General features: G+C 36.8%; 15 protein-coding genes and 2 pseudogenes. 12 read left to right on the top strand and 5 right to left on the bottom strand.

Translation table 11 applies throughout. The features are described from left to right. The first annotated feature begins 109 nt into the window (after positions 1-109). The 3 genes and pseudogenes from ACFQ18_RS01340 (at position 110) to ACFQ18_RS01330 (ending at position 3821) form a co-directional block, all read left to right on the top strand. Positions 110-2167, top strand: a complete 2058-nt coding sequence (locus ACFQ18_RS01340) for a catalase (protein ID WP_047184833.1) — start codon at positions 110-112, stop codon at positions 2165-2167. 77 nt (positions 2168-2244) lie between these two features. Beyond that, entirely contained in the window at positions 2245-2433 is a 189-nt protein-coding gene (locus tag ACFQ18_RS01335; RefSeq protein WP_047184832.1) for a hypothetical protein, read from the top strand. Beyond that, positions 2430-3821 (top strand): annotated as a pseudogene (locus ACFQ18_RS01330) (amidase). Before ACFQ18_RS01335 ends, ACFQ18_RS01330 begins: the two are co-directional and overlap by 4 nt. A 137-nt stretch (positions 3822-3958) precedes the next feature. Here the strand turns inward: ACFQ18_RS01330 and ACFQ18_RS01325 are convergent. Further along, positions 3959-5425, bottom strand: a pseudogene (locus ACFQ18_RS01325) (diguanylate cyclase domain-containing protein); the annotation flags it as partial. 293 nt (positions 5426-5718) lie between these two features. Further along, positions 5719-7140 (bottom strand): FMN-binding glutamate synthase family protein, encoded by a 1422-nt coding sequence (locus ACFQ18_RS01320; protein WP_145523874.1) that lies wholly within the window; start codon positions 7138-7140, stop codon positions 5719-5721. Between the two features lie 180 nt (positions 7141-7320). On the opposite strand from ACFQ18_RS01320, the gene mbcS reads away from it, so the two are divergent. Beyond that, positions 7321-8901 carry an acyl-CoA synthetase MbcS gene (gene mbcS / locus ACFQ18_RS01315; RefSeq protein WP_047184829.1) on the top strand — a complete coding sequence of 527 codons (1581 nt, stop codon included), beginning with the start codon at positions 7321-7323 and terminating at the stop codon, positions 8899-8901. Between the two features lie 300 nt (positions 8902-9201). Continuing rightward, positions 9202-10155 (top strand): dipeptidase, encoded by a 954-nt coding sequence (locus ACFQ18_RS01310; protein ID WP_047184828.1) that lies wholly within the window; start codon positions 9202-9204, stop codon positions 10153-10155. 197 nt (positions 10156-10352) lie between these two features. Here the strand turns inward: ACFQ18_RS01310 and ACFQ18_RS01305 are convergent, their stop codons facing one another. Next, positions 10353-10814: a CoxG family protein gene (locus ACFQ18_RS01305; RefSeq protein WP_047184827.1), complete on the bottom strand. Its 462-nt coding sequence runs from the start codon at positions 10812-10814 to the stop codon at positions 10353-10355. A gap of 224 nt (positions 10815-11038) precedes the next feature. Here ACFQ18_RS01305 and ACFQ18_RS01300 point away from each other — a divergent pair, with 224 nt between their 5' ends. Continuing rightward, the gene (locus ACFQ18_RS01300) at positions 11039-11233 is read left to right on the top strand and encodes an alpha/beta-type small acid-soluble spore protein (RefSeq protein ID WP_047184826.1); all 195 of its coding nucleotides are present in this window, start codon (positions 11039-11041) and stop codon (positions 11231-11233) included. Positions 11234-11359: 126 nt separating this feature from the next. Here ACFQ18_RS01300 and ACFQ18_RS01295 read toward each other — a convergent pair whose 3' ends face one another. Next, positions 11360-12451: a branched-chain amino acid aminotransferase gene (locus tag ACFQ18_RS01295; RefSeq protein WP_047184825.1), complete on the bottom strand. Its 1092-nt coding sequence runs from the start codon at positions 12449-12451 to the stop codon at positions 11360-11362. Between the two features lie 169 nt (positions 12452-12620). Here ACFQ18_RS01295 and ACFQ18_RS01290 point away from each other — a divergent pair, with 169 nt between their 5' ends. Further along, entirely contained in the window at positions 12621-13406 is a 786-nt protein-coding gene (locus ACFQ18_RS01290) for an HAD family hydrolase (RefSeq protein WP_047184824.1), read from the top strand. Positions 13407-13548: 142 nt separating this feature from the next. Here ACFQ18_RS01290 and serA read toward each other — a convergent pair whose 3' ends face one another. Continuing rightward, a complete protein-coding gene (gene serA / locus ACFQ18_RS01285; RefSeq protein WP_204797658.1) occupies positions 13549-15135 on the bottom strand; it encodes a phosphoglycerate dehydrogenase in 1587 nt (528 codons plus the stop codon). 1297 nt (positions 15136-16432) lie between these two features. Here serA and ilvB point away from each other — a divergent pair. The 5 genes from ilvB to leuB all read left to right on the top strand — a co-directional run bounded on the left by ilvB (position 16433) and on the right by leuB (position 22779). Further along, positions 16433-18157 (top strand): acetolactate synthase large subunit, encoded by a 1725-nt coding sequence (gene ilvB, locus ACFQ18_RS01280; RefSeq protein ID WP_060667592.1) that lies wholly within the window; start codon positions 16433-16435, stop codon positions 18155-18157. Further along, positions 18154-18672, top strand: coding sequence for an acetolactate synthase small subunit (gene ilvN, locus ACFQ18_RS01275; protein WP_047184821.1), 519 nt, complete (start codon positions 18154-18156; stop codon positions 18670-18672). The genes ilvB and ilvN overlap by 4 nt, the downstream gene beginning before the upstream one ends. A 52-nt stretch (positions 18673-18724) precedes the next feature. Then, positions 18725-19759, top strand: a complete 1035-nt coding sequence (gene ilvC / locus ACFQ18_RS01270; RefSeq protein WP_060667591.1) for a ketol-acid reductoisomerase — start codon at positions 18725-18727, stop codon at positions 19757-19759. After that, positions 19746-21290: a 2-isopropylmalate synthase gene (locus tag ACFQ18_RS01265; RefSeq protein WP_060667590.1), complete on the top strand. Its 1545-nt coding sequence runs from the start codon at positions 19746-19748 to the stop codon at positions 21288-21290. Before ilvC ends, ACFQ18_RS01265 begins: the two co-directional genes overlap by 14 nt. 421 nt (positions 21291-21711) lie before the next feature. Further along, positions 21712-22779: a 3-isopropylmalate dehydrogenase gene (gene leuB, locus ACFQ18_RS01260; RefSeq protein ID WP_060667589.1), complete on the top strand. Its 1068-nt coding sequence runs from the start codon at positions 21712-21714 to the stop codon at positions 22777-22779. Positions 22780-22803 lie beyond the last annotated feature (24 nt).

The following is a 22803-nucleotide window of genomic DNA, read 5'->3' as shown; positions in this document are numbered from 1 at the left end:
CAATACCACCTCTACAATATTCAGTTACCATCTTAGAGGAATATTTACGAGATTACTAACATATGATATAAGCGGAGTTTAAATTGTAAATTAAAGGATGGGTGATTACATGGATGATAAGTCATCAAGAAACCAAAAGCCTATGAATAAAGATGCTAAACAAGAGCAGTTAGATCAATACCGTGTACAAAACACAGGAAAGCCGATGACAACAAACGAAGGGCGAAAAATTTCAAACGATGAAGAAATCTTAAAAGCTGGTGTACGCGGTCCTACATTACATGAGGATTATCACTATTTTGAGAAAATGACGCACTTTGTAAAAGAAGAGGAACCAGAAAGAGTAGTTCATGCAAGAGGTTACAGTGCCTATGGGGATTTTGAATGTTATCAGTCAATGAAGCATGTGACAAAAGCATGTCTTTTTCAAGAACCTGGGAAAAAGACTCCCTTAACCATCCGTTTTTCTACCGTACAAGGGCCTAGAGGGTCTTATGATACGGCAAGAGATTTACGTTGTCAGGGTGTTAAGTTTTATACAGAAGAAGGAAATTATGATTTAACAACGATCGCTATGCCTGTATTAATTAATCAAGATCCAATGAAGTTTCCAGATGCTATGCATGCATACCAAGCTAAGCAGGATGATGATATACCAACAGCTACTGGTGCACACGACAGGTTTTGGGATTATGTAGCCAATAACCCAGAATCACTTCATATGGTGCAGTGGATCATGTCTGATCGTGGTATTGTACGAAGTTACCGAATGATGGAGTCGTGGTCCATTAATACGTACCTATTTGTTAACGAGCAAGGAGTAGCGACATTTGTAAGATTTGTTTGGAAACCCCTCCTGGGTGTTCATTCCCTTCTTCAGGATGAGGCGCTAAAAATCGGTGGGTTAGATCCTGATTTCCACCGTAGAGACCTTCGAGAGGCGATTGACAAAGGTGCTTATCCTGAATACGAATTAGGTGTTCAACTGATTCCGCTAGAGGACGAATTCAAATACGACTTTGATGTTCTCGATCCTGCGAAGTTTTGGCCAGAAGAGCTCGTTCCTGTTCAAATAATAGGGAAGATGACATTAAATAGAAACATTGATAATTACCATACAGAATCAGAGCAAGTAGCTTTTAACCCTGCAAATGTTGTACCGGGAATTGACTTTTCCAATGATCCTGTCCTACAGGGAAGGCTAATTGCTTATCAAAGTGCACAATACCACAGAATTGGAGTCAATCATCAGGAATTACCGATTAATAAGCCAATTTGTCCGTTTCATAATAATCAACGACGAGGCCCTATGAGATATCGAATTGATGTTGATCAGGTAGACTATCATAAAAACTCACTAGCCAATAACACACCATACACAACACCACCGGAAAAAGGCGGTTATGAGCATTATCCAAAAAAAGTGGAAGGACACGTTATACGTGGGCGTAGCGAATCATTCAACGATTACTTTTCGCAACCTAGGATATTCTGGAATAGTATGAAACCTATTGAAAAACAGCATACTATCCAAGCGTTTAGCTATCAACTCGGAAAAGTTGAGAGTGAATCTGTCCGCCAACAAAATGTCAATTTATTAGTCAATGTTGATAAGGAAATGGCGTGCATCGTTGCTGATAATATTGGTGTAGAGCGCCCAAGTGGATCCAATGTACCTGTTTCTACAAGTTATGCTTCTCTTAGCCAGTACAATACACCTAGTTATGCATATACGCAAAAAGTAGGTGTACTAATTGGTAATGGTTTTAATGGTAAAGAAGTAACAAATGTACTTAACTATTTGCAACAAAATGGGGTCTTTATAGATATTATAAGTGAAACGCTCGGTAAGGTCACAGGAAACGATGGTACAACAATCAAAGTTAATAAGACATTCCTGACAACTAGTCCTTACCTATTTGACTCGCTTTATGTCGTTGGCGGAAGTGCTAAAAATGAAGCAAAGTTCCTGCAAGACATCATGGATTTTGTAAGTAATGCCTATAAGCACTATAAGCCGATTGGTGTTGCTTCGACCGGACAGTCTTATATTCAGACATCAAAAGAAAATAATTTAGCAGGTGTTGTTTTTGCTGCAAATAATCCAAACTTTGAGCAGGATTTTGTCTCTGCAATTGCCCAACAACGCTTCTGGAATAGAACATAATACTGTTTTATAATATACAGGGGATAACTTTAGTTATTTCCCTGTAATTTTATATCCCTAAATAGGAGGTAAGTTAGATGAATGATTCAACTTTTATAAATCAAAGCCTATACCTACAAGGTTTACCTACCTACGAAACAGACATTCAACATATTCAAAACATCCTTCAAACAATCGAACAATCCGAGAAATATCTAAAAAAAATCTCCCCTAATCTAAATCCAAAAGTACCAATTACGGTTGTTGATAAGAGGCTGTTGCTATGACAGATCTAGGTTTTTTTACTGCTAGTGACCTTGCTCCTTTAATTAAAGCTAAGCAATTATCCCCAGTAGAATTGACAAAACATATATTAAACCGTATAGATACAATTGATCCAACCATTCACTCGTATATTACCCCTCTTCATGAATTGGCCCTTAAACAAGCAGGTAAAGCTGAAAATGAAATTATGTACGGGCGATATAAAGGACCTCTTCACGGAATTCCAATCGGTATCAAGGATAATTTCGATACAAAAGGCATACGCACGACAGCTGGTTCAAAGCTTTTTGTTGATTTCATACCTGACAAAACTGCAACAACGGTAGAAAAGTTGTTAGCTGCAGGTGGGATTATGTTAGGAAAGCTAAATATGCATGAGTTAGCCCTCGGATCCACCGGTACTAATCAAACCTTTGGCACTACACGAAATCCATGGAACATTGAATATATGCCAGGTGGTTCAAGTGGTGGTAGCAGTGCTGCCTTAGCAGCTGGGCTAGCAACACTTGCAACTGGAACAGATACATTTGGATCTATTCGCTTACCAGCTGCTATGTGTGGTATTTATGGGTTAAAGCCAACCTATGGGCTTGTTAGTACCTATGGGGTAATTCCTTCAGCTTAGTCATTGGATCATGCTGGTCCGATGGCACGATCGGTTTCAGATTTGGCGTTAATGCTTGATGTTATGGCAGGGTTTGATGCAGATGATCCAGCAAGCCTTCATGTACCTATTCCTAATTACACCGAAGACTTAAATAAAGGAATGAGAGGAGTAAAAATTGGTATTCCTAAGTACTATCTTGAAGGATTAGAATCAGATGTAGAAAAGCTTTTTAAAAATGCTATAACAACACTAAAAGGTTTAGGAGCTGAATTAATAGAAATAGAAATTCCTGAATTATCGATGGCAACATTTTCTGGTTATGTGACTGTATCGGGAGAAGCTTCTACTTTTCATTATGAGTGGCTACAGACTCACGTAGAGGATTACGGAGCAGATAATCGAATTTTCCTTCTATCTGGTACGTTAACAAATACACCACAATACGTCAAAGCCCAACAAGCCCGGAGGAAGATGGTGGAAGCATTTCATAATGCCTTTAAGGATATCGATATCCTCCTCGGTCCGACAATACCTATCACCACCCCAGCGTTCGCGCAGAATTGGGTCGACCAAAATTTGGAAGTTATTAGACGCTGTTTACCATTTACTGTTCCTGTCAATTTAACGGGGCTACCAAGCCTAGCAGTGCCAATGGGATTTGACCAAAAAGGACTTCCAGTTGGCATGCAATTCATTGGAAATCACCTTTCTGAAAAACAATTACTTCAGGTTGGATATGCATGGGAAAGGATTAATCCGTTTCGTTTTCGAATAGCGGATTGAATCATAATCGGTAGGGGTGTATGAAAACTTCCTCCTCGAAGTCAAGCGTTTTACCGTCCAAACATTCTTGCATAAAAGGCATTCGCTGACCCTAAAAGCGAATGCCGGGTTTTAAATTATTGCTGTTCTATTTTCTAAATAGCATTTGGTTTAAGACTTGTACATTTGTAAGCTTGTTCAAGCTCACGTGCGTCAATTGGTTTGCTAAAGTAATACCCTTGACCTTCATGACAATCTTGATCTTTAAGATAGGAGAGTTGGTAATCTGTTTCAATCCCCTCAGCAATTATATTAAATTGCAAGTTTTTCGCCATTGTTATAATGGTATTGACAATGACTTCATCATTCACGTCTAAGTCCCGTATAAATGATTGATCAATTTTTAACGTATTTATTGGTAAACGTTTTAAATAACTTAAGGAGGAATACCCAGTTCCGAAGTCATCGATAGATATATGGACTCCCAAATCTCTTAATTCTTTGAGTGTTTTCTCCGCTTTATCTATGTTGAGGATTGTCCCTTCCGTTATTTCCAACTCTAACCATACAGGGTCCATTTTGGTTTCCCTTATAATTTCCTTAACATCATGTACAAAACTTTGATTTACAAATTGGATTGGCGAAACGTTTACGGCTACTCTATCAATCGAGAACCCCTTTTTATGCCAAGAAACCATTTGATCACATACAGATTGTAAAACCCAGTTTCCCACTGGAATAATGAGTCCTAATTCTTCTAGTAAAGGAATGAATTCACCTGGAGATACCGGACCTAGTTTTTTATTATTCCATCTGAGCAATGCTTCGACACCAGTTATTTCATCATTTCTGAGATTGATAAGTGGTTGATAGACAATAGAAAATTCGTCCTCTTCTAGTGCGTGCTTTATTTCTTGTTCTAATTGATAATAACGTCTCAATTCGTCATTTTGGTCATCTGAAATAAAGCAGTGCGAATTACCTCCATTTTGTTTGGCGTGGTACATTGCTGTGTCGGCTTGTCTAATCATTTCCTCTACTAAATCTAAGTGATCACTTTCATATTGGCTCATTTTTTCTAGGCTAATCCCAATACTAGTAGTAGCAATGATCTTATTTCCATTTACGGTAAATGGTACGTTAAATTGCTTCTTAATTCTCTGTACTACTTTAGAATCATATCTCCTGTTCTGTGACCATAATTGTCATTGATCGATTTAAAACGGTCGATATCAAGAAATAGAACAGCAAGTTTACCTTCTTTATTTACGTACTCATTTAACCATTCGTTTAATAAATTTCGATTAGGTAATAAAGTCAACGGGTCATAGTATGCCATTTGTTTAATCGTTTCTTCATATTCTATTCGCTTCGTAATGTCATGTCGAATAGAAATATATTGATAAGGCCTTCCATTTTCTTTTAAGAAAGACACAATGGTAGTATCTACCCAATAATAAGTTCCGTCTTTTGCTTTATTCTTTATTTCGCCTTTCCATACCTTTCCCCTACCAATTGTTCTCCACATTTCTTTAAAGAAATCTTGGCTATGATGTCCTGAGTTAACGATATTTTGTCGACTTCCTATTAATTCATTTCTACTGTATTTTGACATATTACAAAATTTATCATTTGCAAATTGAATGATTCCTCTGTTATCGGTAATGGCAACAATGGATGATTCATTCAAAGCTAATTCTATATCTTTTAGCTTTCGTAACGCTTTTTCTAGCTCTATCTTATGGTTCATTGTTTCGCCCCCTAAATGTGGAAAGGTATACATTTTAATTATAGCTTAAAAAAACAATCATAGTTTGACAATTCCCCTACAAATTGAGAATATTTTCCGTCTTTTTTCGAAAGAGAGAGAAAAAGATAATGCACAAAGTAATCAAAGAAAGGATAGACACAACTTCATCTATCCTTTCTCAATCTGTTGTTGTTCTTCTTCCCAAGCTTTAAATGAATAAGGTATTCCAACCATTTTGGCTACATGTTCGTCATAGGATACTAAATCCTTCTTGGTTAATTCGTTTAAAGAACGCTTTCCCATTGCTCTTAACGCCATTTTCATTTCTTCAATACTAGAAGTTAGGAAACTTTCCGCTGTTTTTGCTCCTTCTTCTGCCTTGAATTGGTCTTTAAATTTACCTTCATTCCATACCGCCTGTGTTGGCGGTTCAAAAGGAAGCGCATTTAACGATTGACCATGTGCCACTGCAAACAACATCGCCGAACCTATATAAATAGCATCTGCACCAAGTGCTAACATTTTTAAAAAATGTCCCGGTATTTGCATGCCACCAGAAACAATTAAACTAACTTGATTCCTTTTGTTTCTTTTTTTCAAATGGTTTACAGCGCGGACGATAGCGTGCAAAGAAGGAATTCCCATGTCATCTGTCAAAATAGGGGGAGCACCAAGTGTGGCAGCCTGTCCACCATCTACCGCTATATAATCCACGCCTATTTCCAACAGGTAATCAATGTCCTCCTCAATCTTCCCACTTGCTCCAATTTTTGCACCGATGGGAACTCCACCAGTCATCTTTCGGAGTTCATCAACTAGTTCTTTCAAATCTTTCAATGTCTGATTTTCAAAGAAGTTATCAAAAATAACAGCATCTTCCTCTTCTTCAAGCCCCATTACTTGACGAGCATTTCCTGTTAAATTTTCTGGGGAAATTCTGGAACCTACTCCAAATAGAGCTCCTTGTCCAAACTTTACTTCAATCATGTCTGCACGTTTTATTTTCTTTGTTTCTTTGGACCACTCGGATTTACCAAATTGTAAAATATATTTACCTGCTGTATCTAACTCTTCTTGCATGACACCACCTTCGCCCGAATTAATTGCAGTGCCTGTATTTTTAGCCGCTTGAGCTAAAGCTAGTCTTACTTGTTCGCTAAGTGCGATACCATAAGCCATTCCGCTTATCATAAGTGGAATTTGGATTTTCATTGGCTTTTTTGATTTTGGTCCGATTGTAACTGCCATATCTACCTCATCTTCTCCGTCAATAAGAGGTGGAAGGATTTGTGTGGGGATAAAGGTAATAGAATCTAGATGTGGCCATTTTTTAGAAGAACCAAGTGGTCGATGCAATATATCACCTGATTCAGACCTTAGACTATTTTCTATCATGTTTTGAATTCCTGTATGTCTTAGACCAGGCATTATTTCGATAATGTTTTCTTGATAGTTATCCGATAAAACTATTTTTGCTACTGACTTAGTAATTTTTTTCATTATCCAACGCCAGCCAAATAATATGAAGATAAAGGATAAAAATATAATAAGAATCATCGCAAAAATGATATAAATTAAAAAGTCCGGCATTTACATTTCTCCTATAAAAAGTTGCACTATAAAGTTTTTCCTTTTACCTATAGTATTTCAATATTAAGGATAAATATGTTTGTAATGGTATGATGAAGTTTTCTTTCTTTCTAAAGAGCTTATTGTCTGATATAATAGTTAGGAGTTAGCATCTAGTGCTAAATTATAGGAGGATCGTACATGTCTCAAACAAATTTAATAGCACCTAAAAATTATAATATTGTAATGGAATTTGAAAAATATGCAAAAGAGCCAAATAGAAAAGCTATTATTTGGGAAGACGATAAAGGGAATCGAAAAGAAATCACATATGAAAATTTAATCAAAAATGCGAATAGAATTGGAAATGTACTATTAGAACGTGGTCTTAAAAGAGGCGATAAGATATTAGTCATGATGCCACGTATTATTGAAACATATGAGGTTTATATTGCTGCATTGAAAACGGGAATTATTATTATACCTTGTTCTGAAATGTTTCGAACAAAAGACCTACAATACCGTATTACGCATGGAGAAGTAAAAGGTGTCGTATGTAGTAATTCCTGTGTTTCACAATTTTATGATATAGATGAATACAATCAACTTATTAAATTTACTTACGGGAAATCTGTTGAAAATTGGTTTGATCTTATCGAGTTACAAGGATCTGCATCGGATGAATTAGAAATGGTTAAAACTACCAAGGATGACCTGGCCTTTTTGCCTTATACTTCTGGTACAACTGGTAATCCAAAGGCAGTAATGCATACACATGCATGGGGATACGCCCATATGCAAACAGCACCGCGACATTGGTTAGCAATTGAAGACGGTGATACGGTTTGGGCAACGGCAGCACCAGGCTGGCAAAAATGGGTTTGGAGCCCTTTCCTATCTGTTTTAGGAACAGGCGCAACAGGATTTGTATATAATGGGAAATTCGAACCGAAAAAATATTTGGATTTACTTGAGAAAAATAAGATAAATGTTTTTTGCTGTACACCAACCGAATACCGTTTAATGGCTAAGTTGGATAATTTACAGGACTACCAATTAACCTCCCTGCATAGTGCGGTTTCTGCAGGTGAGCCATTAAACCGTGAAGTAATTGATCAGTTTGAAAAGTATTTTAACGTGACAGTTAGAGATGGTTATGGTCAAACGGAGAATACGTTACTCCTTGGATTCCTAAAAGGGATGAAAGTAAAACCTGGGTCAATGGGTAAACCAACACCTGGTAATAACGTTCAACTAATTGATGAAGATGGTAATCCAGTTCCTGTAGGTAAAGTAGGGGACATTTCTCTTCCATTAGATACACCATCTTTAACTAAAGGTTATTATAAAGATGAGGAGCGCTTCAAAAAAGCATGCCGAGGTAATTTTTATACAACTGGGGATCAAGCTAGAATGGATGAAGAAGGTTATTTCTGGTTTGAAGGTCGGAATGACGATATAATTGTTAGCTCTGGTTATACGATTGGACCATTTGAAGTGGAAGATGCATTAGTTAAACATGCAGCAGTAAAAGAATGTGCAGTAGTTGCAAGTCCACATGAAATAAGGGGAAATGTAGTAAAAGCTTATATTGTGTTACAAGATGGAGTAGATCGTACTAATCCTAACCTTGTGCAAGAATTACAGAAGCATACCAAAACTTTAACTGCCCCATATAAATATCCACGTAAAATTGAATTTGTGGATGAGTTACCTAAAACATCGTCAGGTAAAATAAGACGTGTAGAATTAAGACAGCGCGAGAAAGATCTAGCTAAATAAAAATAAGATAGAGAATAGCCTCACCATGAAGTGGGGCTATTAAAGTATGGTCCATTCAATCAATTGGAATCTAGATATTAGGATAATAAGAATTTTCCCCACCTAAACGGGCAGTAGGACTCTCATCTCAAGCTTGGGGAAACAAAGAAGGTCGGTAGGGGATCAACTGCCTATAAAGATCCGATAAGTGCGTCATCAGCGGGGAGTAAGAAAACCCTCACTGATGGAAGTCCTTTCTTAATCGTAGTGAGTAAAAAAAGATATGAACGGAAAAAAACGAAGGTAAGGGGGAATTTATTCATGAAAATCATAGATACCCATTGTGATGCATTAATGAAATTACAATTAGGAAAAAGAAAACAATTTGGTTTTGACGGCCCGTTTGATTACAAAACATCAGAGAAGATAGAAACAAACTTAAACCGATTAATCCAAGGAAATGTTGCGGTACAATTTTTTGCCATTTTTATCGAACCAGACGTTCCATTTGATGAAAAATGGCAGCATGCATTGGAACAGGTGGATATTTTCTATACAGATGTCCTTGGAAAAAATCCCAAAATGAAGCATATCAAAAATTGGAGTGATTTGGATTTATTAAAAGAGGGAGAGATTGGTGCGGTACTAGCATTGGAAGGGGCAGACCCATTTGGCAACGATCTTATGAAATTAAGACAACTATACAGATTGGGAATCATGAGTGTTGGATTGACCTGGAATTACGCTAACTATTGTGCAGATGGAGTATTAGAACCCCGCGGGGCTGGATTGAGCCTCTTGGGGAAAGAAGTAATTAAGTTAAATAATGAAAATCACGTATTTAGCGATGTTTCCCATGCATCTATTCAAGCATTTTGGGATATTTTAGAAATTGCGGATTATCCAATAGCAACTCATTCCAATGCAAAAGCAATTTGTAACCATCCAAGGAATTTGGATGATGACCAGATTAAAGAAATGTTTCGGAAAAATGGTTTAATCCATGTTGTATTTAACCCACCTTTTATTAATAAAGATAAAGAAGTGGCAACCATTACTGACTTGATAAGGCATATTGATTATTTTTGTTCCTTAGGTGGTGTGAATCAGATTGGATTTGGCTCTGATTTTGACGGAATTACTTCTTTTGTGAATCATTTAGAAAACTCCTCTAACTATCAGAACTTAATTAATGAGTTATTAAAGAATTACTCAGAGGAAGAAGTTCGTGGGTTTGCCTATAAAAATTTTCTGAGCCACCGACCAGGAATATAGTGTATGAATAGGCAAACTATATCCCACCTCAAGCTACTGGGAAAAGTCCGATAGTGCGACTAACCATCAGTGGGGGATGAAGGAAAAACCCTACTGATGGAAGCCTTTTTTATATTCTCAGTGAAACAATGCATAGTCATCACCAATAGCAAAAAATCAAAAATGCTTACTACAAAAAATGTAGTAAGCATTTTGTCTTAAATCGTAGCTCGAGCTGTTTCACGATCCATAATATTTGCAGCAATTTTTTCCGTAAAATCTTTTCCTACTTTTGGAATAAGGGTCTTTAACACTGGGTTAACCATTGTTCCAATCATTCCTTTTATGTGAACTTGAAGGCAACCTTTCATTTTACTCTTTGTACCATTAAGTGCCTCAACTTCAAAGTAGCCTTCCCCTTTACATGTTTCATTTGATGTGGCCATCTGGAAAATAATCGTTTCAGTCTCAATGTATTCTACAATTTCTACATTTAAAGTTACTGTTCGTTCCATAATCCCAATGTCTCCATGAATAATCCATACAGAGTGACGGTCATCGATAATTTGATGACTAACGTAACCTGGTACCAATGGGGCCCAATTATTCATATCACTCACAAAATTCCAAATGTCAGAAACTGGTTTGTCTAATTCTACACAATGAATTCCTTTTACCATTTTTAAATTCCCCCTTATGTAAGACACATACATCATCTTTAAAATCAAACATTGTTAGTATATGGAAGCAATTAATGGTTTAGAACACTTCCATAAAATTCATACGTACTTTTTACATTATAATATTAAAATTTTATCTTTCCTAACGTATAAAAATATTAAAAGGTTAAACGCTAAAAAGGAACAGAAAAATTCTGTTCAATACCCCCGAGGAGTGATTCTTTATGGCTAACAGAAATAAGTTGTTAGTACCAGGTGCGGAAAATGCTTTAAATAGCATGAAGGAAGAAATCGCAAAAGAATTCAACGTTGAACTTGGAGCGGATACAACTGCACGAGAGAACGGATCGGTGGGTGGCGAGATGGTCAAAAGAATGATTCAAATCGCCCAACAATCAATGGAAAATGAAGGTAAATAGTGTCATGTATCTAAAAAGAAGTGTTGGCCGTAATAAGCCAACACTTCTTTGATTCATCCATGTTGCAGCTGTAGGGAAAAAGGAAAACCTTTACTAATGAAAGTTTTCTTTATCACGTCTTACACTTTAGTTATTGACACTTGACTTCTCTACCTTTAAAGTCCAATTTAATGGATCCTCTAGTTTACCGTATTGGATTCCTGTAATAGTGTCATATACTTTTTTAGATAATTCACCAGTTTTTCCTTCGTTTATTACTAAGTGTTTACCTTCCCAATATAATTCACCAATTGGGGAAATAACTGCAGCAGTACCGGAACCAAATGCTTCCTCAAGGTTACCATTTTGATGAGCGTCATAAATTTCTTGCATAGAAACTCTACGTTCAGATACTGGAACATTCCAATGTTTTAATAATTGGATAACAGAGTCTCTTGTAATTCCAGCAAGAATACTTCCGTTTAACATAGGGGTTACTACTTCTCCGCTAATTTTGAAGAACACGTTCATACTACCGACTTCTTCAATGTATTTCCGTTCAACTCCGTCTAACCATAGAACTTGAGAAAAACCTTCTTTTTCAACAATTTCTTGAGCTTTTAAACTGGCAGCATAATTACCACCTGTTTTCGCTTCACCTGTTCCACCTTCTACGGTACGGACATATTTATCTTCTACAGCAATTTTAACTGGATTAATTCCTTCTTTATAATAAGAGCCTACTGGTGACATGATCACGATAAATTTATAATGATGTGAAGGTGAAACACCTAAGTATGGTTCCGTTGAAATAATAAATGGACGTATATACAATGATGTACCTTCTGCATCTGGTACCCAGTCTTTATCGATCTCAACCAGTTGTCTGATTGCTTCTAACCCAAGCTCCTCATCAATTGGTGGAATAACGAGCCGTTCGTTTGAATTATTTAAACGTTGGATATTTTTCTCCGGTCTAAATAATTGAACGTCCCCATCTTGTGTACGGAATGCTTTTAAACCCTCGAATACAGATTGACCATAATGGAAAATCATCGAAGAAGGTTCAAGTGATAATTTTTGATAAGGGACAATACTAGGATCGTGCCATCCAATACCTTCCGTGTAATCCATAACAAACATATGATCTGTAAAATTTCTTCCAAATACTAAGTTGTTGGAATCCGGTTTCGCTTTTCTAGATTGACTTTTTTCCACACGAATTGATTGATCTGCCATTTCAATATCCCCTTGCATAAAAGTTTAAAGATTTCTATTAATGATAAATTATAATTTTAATTTAAGCAAGACCTTTTTTGTGTTAAATTAGAATTGGGTGAAAAATGGAATTACGCTGAAACATTGTTTCTGAAACCCGAAATGGGCAAGTAGATACGGAGGAAAACTGATGGAAAGAATTAAGGCAGTATTTTTTGACTTAGATGATACATTATTATGGGATGAAGAAAGTGTTAGACAAGCTTTTCGCAAAACTTGTGAATTAGCACAACAAAAATATAATGTCGATCCGGAAGAATTAGAAATTGCCGTTCGTAAAAAGGCGAGAGAGTTATATGAAAACTATGAAGTATATCCTTTCACACAGATGATTGGTATTAATCCATTTGAAGGATTATGGGGAACATTTCATGATAAAGGTGAAGATTTTCAAAAACTTAGTAAAGTCGCACCTGAGTATCAAAGACAAGCATGGACTAATGGTCTTTTTGAATTAGGAATAGATGATGTGAAATTTGGGGCAGAGCTTGCTAAAGCATTTCCTGAAAATAGAAAACAAGTACCATATTTATACGAAGAAAGTTTAAAAGTACTGGATGCTCTAAAAGGGGATTACAAATTATTATTACTAACGAACGGTTCACCGGAATTACAAAATATTAAATTAGAAATTACTCCAGAATTACGTCCTTACTTTGATCAAATTGTTATTTCAGGTGATTTTGGCAGAGGAAAACCAGATCCGAGTATTTTTGAACATGCTTTAGGGTTATTAAATGTGAAACCTGAAGAAGTTTTAATGGTTGGTGACAATTTGAATACGGATATAAAAGGAGCGAATAGTGCAGGTATTGCATCCGCATGGATTAACCGCAAAGCCATGGAAGCAACTGAAGTAAAACCAACTTATGAAATGAAAAGTCTTGTAGAAGTATTGGATATTTTAAAAGGTTAATAATGAAAATGATTTCCGAAAGCTGTCATCCTAATTTTGGCAGCTTTTTCAATTTAAATATTGAGTGGCCCGAATACACGTGGACTTAACCGTATGTGGGAAGTATAGCATATTCGGGCTAGGATTAGTTATAAAATCCAACTCACAAATCTATTGCAACGACATCTTTAATTTCATCTAATTGAAGTAACTCGTTTAAAGCTGCTTCATCTAGATGTCGGTCAATGGTAAGGATCATGATTGCTTTCCCGCCCCTATCAGAGCGGTCCACTTGCATGGTTGCGATGTTAATATCATGTTTCCCAAGTAAACTCCCCATTCTACCAATTACACCTGGCTGGTCGATATGCTCGATAACAACCATATGGCCTTCTGGTCGAACGTCCACCCTATAATTATCTACATGAACGATACGAGGCCCTAAGCCGTTTAATAATGTACCGGCAACTTTTCTAATTTGAGATTTCGTTTTAATTTCCACTGTAATTAAATTCGTGAAGCCTTTCGCTTGGGGGGTTTTTTGCTCATTAACTACAATTTCCTTTTTTTCTGCCAAATAAAGGGCATTCACATCATTAACATGCATGCCTAAGTGGCGTTTTAAAATTCCCTTAATCGTATTTCTAGTTATTGGTGCTACTTCTATATCATAAAGTTCGCCTGCGAAGGAAACATTAATCTCCTCAGCGACTTCACTCACAAGGTCTATAAGAAAAGCTCCTAACTTCTCGGCTAAATAAAAATACGGTTCTACCTTTTTCATGATATCTTTCGGTAGGGAAGGTAAATTTACTGGATTAATGACACTTTCGCCATTTAAATGCCTAAGTACATCCTTACATACATCAACGGCAACGATTTCTTGTGCCTCAACGGTACTCGCACCAAGATGTGGGGTTGCGACTACTTCAGGAAGTTCTAATAGTTTATGATCCATAAACGGTTCTTCCTCAAAAACATCTAATGCTGCTCCAGCAACTTTTCCAGAAACAATCGCTTCATAAAGAGCATCTTCATCTATAATTCCGCCTCTAGCACAATTAACGATAAATACACCGTCTTTCATCCTTCCAAATGCTTTAGCATCTATCAAATGTCTTGTTTCTTTTAGTAATGGTGTATGAACAGTTATAAAATCAGCTTGTTGGATCACTTCTTCAAATGTTCCATAACCAATTCCCATTTTGTCTGCCTTTTCTTTTGTGAAAAAAGGATCGTAAGCAATGACATTCATGCGTTGCCCTTTTGCTCTGGTCGCAACTTCTGTACCAATTCTTCCAAGTCCAACAATTCCAAGGGTCTTATCACGTAATTCCACCCCAACAAACTTTTTCCTATCCCATCTATGTTCTTTTAGTGATAAATAAGCTTGGGGAATGTTTCTTGACAAGGCCATTAACATTGCCATCGTATGTTCCGCTGCGGAGTTTGTATTCCCATTCGGAGCATTGACAACGATAATACCGTGCTCAGTAGCGGCATTTAGATCAATATTATCAACCCCAACTCCGGCACGACCAATTATCTTTAAGTTTTTCCCTTTATTAATAATGGATCTAGTAACTTGTGTCCCACTTCGTACCAATAAGGCATCGAATTCAGTTATACGTTCTTCTAAATCTTCTTCTGATAACCCTGTTTCGATAACAACCTTGACATTGTCTGCTAGGCGTAGCGGTAAAATACCTTCTTCACTTAATGGATCACTAATTAGTACATTAAAAGTCATAAATAACCCTCCCCAAAAAAGTAAATCGTATTTAAGTATAAAAATCTTTCCTGTCTGGGGCTCCTATTACTCGCCCCACCGTAAAGATTTACATAGGTGCTACTAAGTCATTCGCCTAACCTAAAGCGAATGTCATGCTTTCTATTCGTTAGGAAAGTAAAAAAATTAGCAGGAAGTACATCGACGCAAACTGAAATTTTCACTTCCCGATCATAAGGAATCTCGTTAAATTGAAAGGTATTGGATTTAATATAGCAGTATAAAATTACTTGTCAATATTATTTTTGTATGCAAACAAAAAAGACAAAAGAAGAAAAAATACAAAAAATTCTTGTAAAAAATTCTTGTATAAATATTGAAAAATTTGACGAATAGAAATATAATTACTTATCCGACCTAAACGGGAAGTAAGACTCCATTTTAAGCTTCAGGGAAACCTAACTAATGGAAGTCTACTTTAGCAGAAAGGTAAAAAATAATCTTATCTAAATAAATTTGCTTATTTTACTAAATAGACTTTATTAAAACGCAAGTAATATATTGCATACCGCAAAATTTTTAGAATGGAGGTTAAGATTAGGATAGATGTGAATTTAATAAAATTTTTGAAAAAATTATTATTTCATAAACGCTAATGTACCGGTGCTGGAAACGGATTCAATATATTGCATATTTCTATGTTGGAGAAAAAAAGTGAAAAACCCTATTGACGTTCTTGCCAAAAAGTTATAACATAAATTCCAATATCAGAAATTTAAAATACATTCCATTTTAAATTCTTTATTGAAAATAAAACTAATATATTACTAAAACGCTGACGGGACATTTAGAAATAAAACCGTGTATTCACAGAGATCTAGGGTTGCTGGAAGCCTAGAAATACACATATTTCTATTCTCTTCCCCGAGTGCCAAGCTGAACGATTCTTTTAGTGCAATCTTTTCTAGTAAGTTTGGTCAGGTATGTTCCTTTACCTGTTATCAAAAAAGACTGTTTATTTCAGTCGGTGAGGTAGTATTCGTGAGGATGCTATGAACTGGGTGGTACCGTGAAAAGATGACTCTTTTCTCCCCAAATAGATTTCTGCAATTGTGTGCAGTATGCATTTAGGGGGAGAAGAGTCTTTTTATTTTACCCTTTAGAAGATATGGGAAGAGTCATTCAATTAGGAAGAGTTTAAGTTTTATCCGTATGGTAAGTATAACGGCATTTAGAGAGTACTCTGAACGTTGTTTTACTATAGATTAATTTAGAGAGATTTATTTGAATTTTGAAACTTATAAGGAGGTAAGTAGTAGTGAAAGTTGAGGCAAAGCCTAAGGAACTTGCAGTTGAAAAGAATACGACAACTGGTGCAGATGTTTTTATTCGTTCATTGGTAGATGCAGATGTTGACACAGTGTTTGGTTATCCGGGTGGTGCAGTCTTACCAATTTACGACGCCTTATACCGAGCTAACACACCTTTCCAGCATATCCTATGCCGTCACGAACAAGGATTGATTCATGCAGCAGAAGGATATGCAAGAGTGACAGGGAAGCCGGGTGTAGTTATTGCTACTTCAGGACCAGGAGCAACTAACTTAATTACTGGTATTACAGATGCGATGATGGATTCTTTACCAATCGTTATCTTTACTGGTCAAGTTGCAACTGGAGTAATTGGTACAGATGCATTCCAAGAGGCTGACATTATTGGGATTACTACTCCAATAACAAAATACAATTATCAAGTAACGGACTTGAAACAATTACCTAGAATTGTAAAAGAAGCATTTCACATTGCATCAACAGGACGTCCGGGGCCGGTAGTAGTAGATATTCCAAAAAATATCTCAGAAAAAATCACAGTAGATGAATTTGATACAGCGTTTCATTTGCCGGGTTATCAACCAACAGTTAAACCTAACCCATTGCAAATTCGTAAACTTGCGGACGCTTTAAGTCGTTCTGAACGACCACTACTACTAGCAGGAGCGGGTGTATTATTTGCTGATGCTGCGGAAGAATTAAAGGCATTTGCTGAAAAATATCAACTTCCAGTTACAACAACTTTACTTGGGTTAGGGAGTTTTCCTGGAACAAATGAACTTGCATTAGGTATGGCAGGTATGCATGGAACCTATACGGCAAATATGGCTATTTATGAATGTGACTTGCTTATAAATATTGGGGCAAGATTTGATGACCGTTTAACAGGAGCTATCAAACATTTTGCACCAAACGCAAAAGTAGCACACATCGATATTGATCCAGCCGAAATCGGGAAAAACATTAAAACCAAAATTCCAGTTGTAGGGGATGCAAAAGAAGCTCTTAAACAATTATTAGATGTTAATGTTAAGTCTACTAACCATGATGAATGGCTACATTCACTTAAGTCTAAGAAGGAAGATTATCCACTTTGGTATGATCGTTCTAAAGAATTAATTTCACCACAATGGTTAATTGAACAAGTATATGAAACCTCTAATGGTGAAGCAATTGTAACAACTGATGTAGGGCAACATCAAATGTGGGCTGCACAATTTTATAAATTTGATAATCCAGATAAATGGGTCACTTCCGGAGGACTAGGAACAATGGGATTTGGATTCCCAGCTGCAATTGGAGCGCAGCTTGGTAGACCCGATGAACTAGTTGTATCCATTGTGGGTGACGGTGGATTTCAAATGACATTGCAAGAACTTTCCGTTATTAAGGAACGCAACTTACCAGTCAAAGTCATCATTATTAATAATGAAGCACTTGGTATGGTAAGACAATGGCAAGAAAAATTCTATGAAGAAAGATATTCAGAATCATTATTAACTGAAAATCCAGACTTTGTTAAACTTGCAGAAAGTTATGGAGTTAAAGGGGTCAGAGTAAATAATGAAGATGATGTACCAAAGGTTCTAGAAGACGTATTTTCTTATAATGGACCTGTTGTTGTTGACTGTCGTGTTGTCAAAAGAGAATGTGTATTTCCGATGGTTGCACCAGGTACAGGGAACCACGAAATGATCGGGGTGACAAGATGAAACGGATTATAACAGCTACTGTACAAAATCGTAGCGGGGTATTAAATCGTGTTACAGGTATGATGGTAAAACGTCAATTTAATATAGAAAGTATTTCGGTAGGTCCCTCTGAAACAGAAGGAATTTCTAAAATGACATTTGTTGTAGAGGTTAGTGATGAACAGAAATTAGAACAACTAACCAAACAATTAAACAAACAAATTGATGTTTTGAAAGTTACTGATATTACGGATAAAGCAATTGTAGCGAGAGAACTAGCACTAATCAAAGTCGGAAGTTCTAGTCAAAATCGTGCAGAAATTCAAGGAGTTATTACTCCGTTTCGTGCAAGTGTCATTGATGTAAGTAAAGATAGCTTGATCATTCAAGTAACAGGTAACCCTGAAAAGATAGACGCACTTATTGATTTATTAAAACCTTATGGAATTAAAGAATTAACTAGAACGGGAGTAACGGCTTTCCAAAGAGGAAGACAGCCGGAAAACGTTCAAGAAATGAATGCATTAATATTTTAAATATTAATATAAATACAGACTAATTATTGAAATAGGAAAGGGAGAATAAATGATGACTAAAGTATTATATGAAAATGACATTAACAAAGAGGTATTACAAGGAAAGAAAGTTGCAATCGTAGGATATGGATCACAAGGTCATGCTCATGCACAAAATCTTCGTGATAGTGGTTATGAAGTTATTATCGGTCTACGTCCGGGGAAATCTCAAGCTAAGGCAAATGAAGATGGATTTGATGTTAAATCTGTAGCAGACGCAACAAAAGAAGCTGATGTTGTTATGATTCTTTTACCGGATGAAAACCAACAAAAAGTTTATGAAGAAAGCATTAAACCAAACCTAAAAGCAGGAAGTGCAATCGCATTTGCTCATGGATTCAACATTCATTTTAACCAAATTGTACCACCAGAAAACGTTGACGTGTTTATGGTAGCACCTAAAGGTCCAGGACATTTAGTAAGAAGAACTTATGAAGAAGGCGCAGGTGTTCCAGCACTATACGCTGTTTACCAAGATGTTACTGGCCAAGCAAAAGACGTTGCTTTAGCATATTCAGATGGAATTGGAGCTGCAAGAGCAGGTGTTCTAGAAACAACATTCCAGGAAGAAACGGAAACGGACTTATTCGGTGAGCAAGCTGTATTATGTGGAGGGCTTACTAGCTTGGTTAAAGCTGGTTTTGAAACACTAACAGAAGCTGGATATCAACCAGAAGTTGCTTATTTCGAATGTTTACATGAAATGAAACTAATTGTTGACTTGATGTACGAAGGCGGAATGGAAAATATGCGTTATTCCATCTCTGATACAGCTCAATGGGGTGATTTCGTATCAGGACCACGTGTAGTAAACGAAGAAACGAAAGCAAGAATGAAAGAAGTACTTTCTGATATTCAAACTGGTAAATTTGCTCAAGGTTGGATCTTGGAAAACCAAACTGGTCGTCCACAATTCAACGCAATAAATAACAATGAATACAATCACCCTATTACAAAAGTTGGTAAAGAACTACGCGCGCTAATGCCATTTGTAAATCCGCAAAATAAAGAAAACGAAAAGGAAGGGAAAGTTCATGTCACGAATTAAAATTTTCGATACAACGCTTCGGGACGGAGAACAATCACCAGGGGTAAACCTAAATAAATTAGAGAAACTTGAAATTGCTAAACAACTAGAACGATTAGGTGTAGATATTATGGAAGCAGGATTCCCTGCTTCCTCAGAAGGTGATTTTGAAGCAGTTAAATTAATCGCTGATACGATCAAAGATACGTCTGTAACAGGACTTTCTAGAACGGTTAAATCAGATATCGATACTGCTTGGGAAGCATTGAAAGGTGCTGCTGAACCAAGATTGCATCTTTTCCTTGCAACATCTCCAATTCATATGGAATACAAATTAAAAATGACTCCGGAGCAAGTAGTCGAACAATCTGTGAACATGGTTTCCTATGCGAGGAAAAGATTTCCACAAGTCGAATGGTCTGCAGAGGATGCAACTCGCTCGGATTGGGACTTCTTAGCGAAAATTATTGAAAAAGTAATCAATGCTGGTGCAACTGTTATTAACCTACCAGATACGACAGGCTACACGACCCCAGCTGAATACGGAAAAATGTTTCGATATATGAGAGAAACAGTACCTAATATTCATAAAGTTGACCTTTCTTGTCACTGTCACAATGACTTAGGTATGGCAGTGGCGAACTCCATTTCAGCAGTTGAAAATGGAGTAACCCAGGTCGAAGGAACAATCAATGGTATTGGGGAACGTGCTGGTAATGTTGCGTTGGAAGAAGTGGCGATTGCTCTTAAGATAAGATCTGATTTTTATCCGTATGAGACTAGTCTAAAATTAAATGAAATTAAACGTTCTAGTGATTTGATTTCTAAATTAACAGGAATGCACGTACAAGCAAATAAAGCAGTTATCGGTAGAAATGCATATGCACATGAATCTGGAATTCACCAAGACGGCGTCTTAAAAAATCCGGAAACATACGAAATTATTACACCAGAATTAGTAGGGGTTAGCTCTAATACATTATTCCTTGGTAAACATTCTGGACGCCATGCGTTTAAAGATAAGGTGAAAGAATTTGGTATTGAATTAACGGATGAGCAAATTAAAGAAGCATTTAAACATTTCAAAAAGCTTACGGATCATAAAAAAGAAGTTACAGATGATGACATCTATACAATTGTAATGGAAATCAAGACAGATGCAGAAGGGGTTAATAAATATCAGTTAGAAACATTTCAAGTACATTATGGATCAACTGATATTCCAACTGCCACGGTATCCCTCAAGACTCCTGAAGGGGAATCTGTACAAACTGCTTGTACTGGAAAAGGTAGTGTGGAAGCATTATATAATACTCTTTCTTCATTAGTAAGTGAAGAACTAAAATTATTAGATTATCATATCAACTCTGTTGGTGGAGGTAAAGATGCTTTAGCTGAATCTCACGTTCAACTTTCCGTTAATGGGGAAGCAGTGAATGGTAGAGGTACTGCTCAAGACGTAATTGAAGCATCAGCCAATGCCTACTTAAATGCAGTAAATCGCTATATGATTAAACAACAATCTAAAAAACTAGCAGAGACAGTGAATTAATAATCTAACCACTCCATTAAGCGGGTGTTTGCCGATGAAACGCCACAAAAAAGTGGCGTTATCGGCATTTATAGAACAAAAGCGCAAGCGCCCGGTTAGGGACGTACGGACTGGACTGAGCCGCAGGAGATAAAGGAAACGCGGCGAACGGAGTGAGCCGATGTTGACTTTCACCACAAGGGTATAAGTGCGACTAAGCCTCTGGTTTCACCAATCGGCAAGTCTTCTTTATCGTACGGAGGTGAGGGAAGTCCGCTAGTCCCTGGGCGCTGGAGCTGGACGTGGCTAATCTTGTAAGAAAATTAAATACGTCAAAGTTTTATACTTTCTTATCTCATAAAGAAAGCCTCGCTAGTCTCTGGACGGTTGCTAGATTAATAAAACGGAGGCACGAGTGGATTAGTAGATTTAGGGGGACGTCATGAAAAAGCAAATTGTACTTCTTCCAGGGGATGGAATTGGGAGAGAAATCATGGAATCAGCAAAAGCAGTATTAGAAGCAATAGCAAAAAAATATAATCATGAATTTACTTTTGAAAAACATGCAATCGGTGGAGATGCTATTGATCAGCACGGTATTCCTCTTCCAGAAGAAACAGTTCAAGCATGTCAAAATGCAGACGCTATTCTATTGGGAGCTGTTGGTGGTCCGAAATGGGATACTGTCTCACCAAATATTCGTCCTGAAAAAGGTCTATTAGGAATAAGAAAAGCACTCGGTTTATTTGCTAACTTAAGACCAATCCTAGGATTTAAGGCATTACTTCATGCATCCCCTCTAAAACAGGAAATCATTGAAGGTAGTGACATCTTAATTATCCGTGAATTAACCGGCGGACTATATTTTGGTGAACCTCGTGAACGTAGAGATAACGGAAATAGTGCAGTAGATACACTTCTTTATACGAGGGAAGAAATTGAGAGAATTGTAGAAAAAGGCTTTGAGAGTGCAAGAATTCGTAATAAACATCTTACATCGGTTGATAAAGCTAACGTTTTAGAATCCAGTAGACTATGGCGAGAAATAGTGGAAGAAAAAGCAAAGGAATATCCTGACGTTCAAGTAGAACATTTATTAGTAGATGCAGCCGCTATGAAACTGATAACAAGTCCAAGTCAATTTGATGTTATTGTAACGGAAAATTTATTTGGAGATATCTTAAGTGATGAAGCATCAGTACTTACTGGATCATTAGGAATGTTACCTTCTGCAAGTGTTCGAACAGATGGAGTAGGATTATATGAACCAGTTCATGGATCGGCTCCGGATATTGCGGGAAAAGGAATAGCAAACCCATTAGGGATAATTCTTTCCGCAGCTTTGATGTTAAGACATTCGTTTGGATTAGATGAGGAAGCAAAAGAAATCGAAAGTGCTGTGAATGCTTGTTTAGAAGAAGGATATCATACAGCTGATTTGGCAATTAAAAATGGTCATCAAGTGGGAACTATTGAGATGACAAATGCTGTATTAGAATACTTAAAATAAAATGTATAAAGTAATAAGAAAACA

This window comes from Oceanobacillus caeni (assembly GCF_042678465.1).
In the GTDB taxonomy this organism is placed as follows: Bacteria; Bacillota; Bacilli; order Bacillales; family Amphibacillaceae; genus Oceanobacillus; species Oceanobacillus caeni.
The sequence above is the reverse complement of the archived record's forward strand: the minus strand, read 5'-3'. Positions and strand labels throughout refer to the sequence as shown.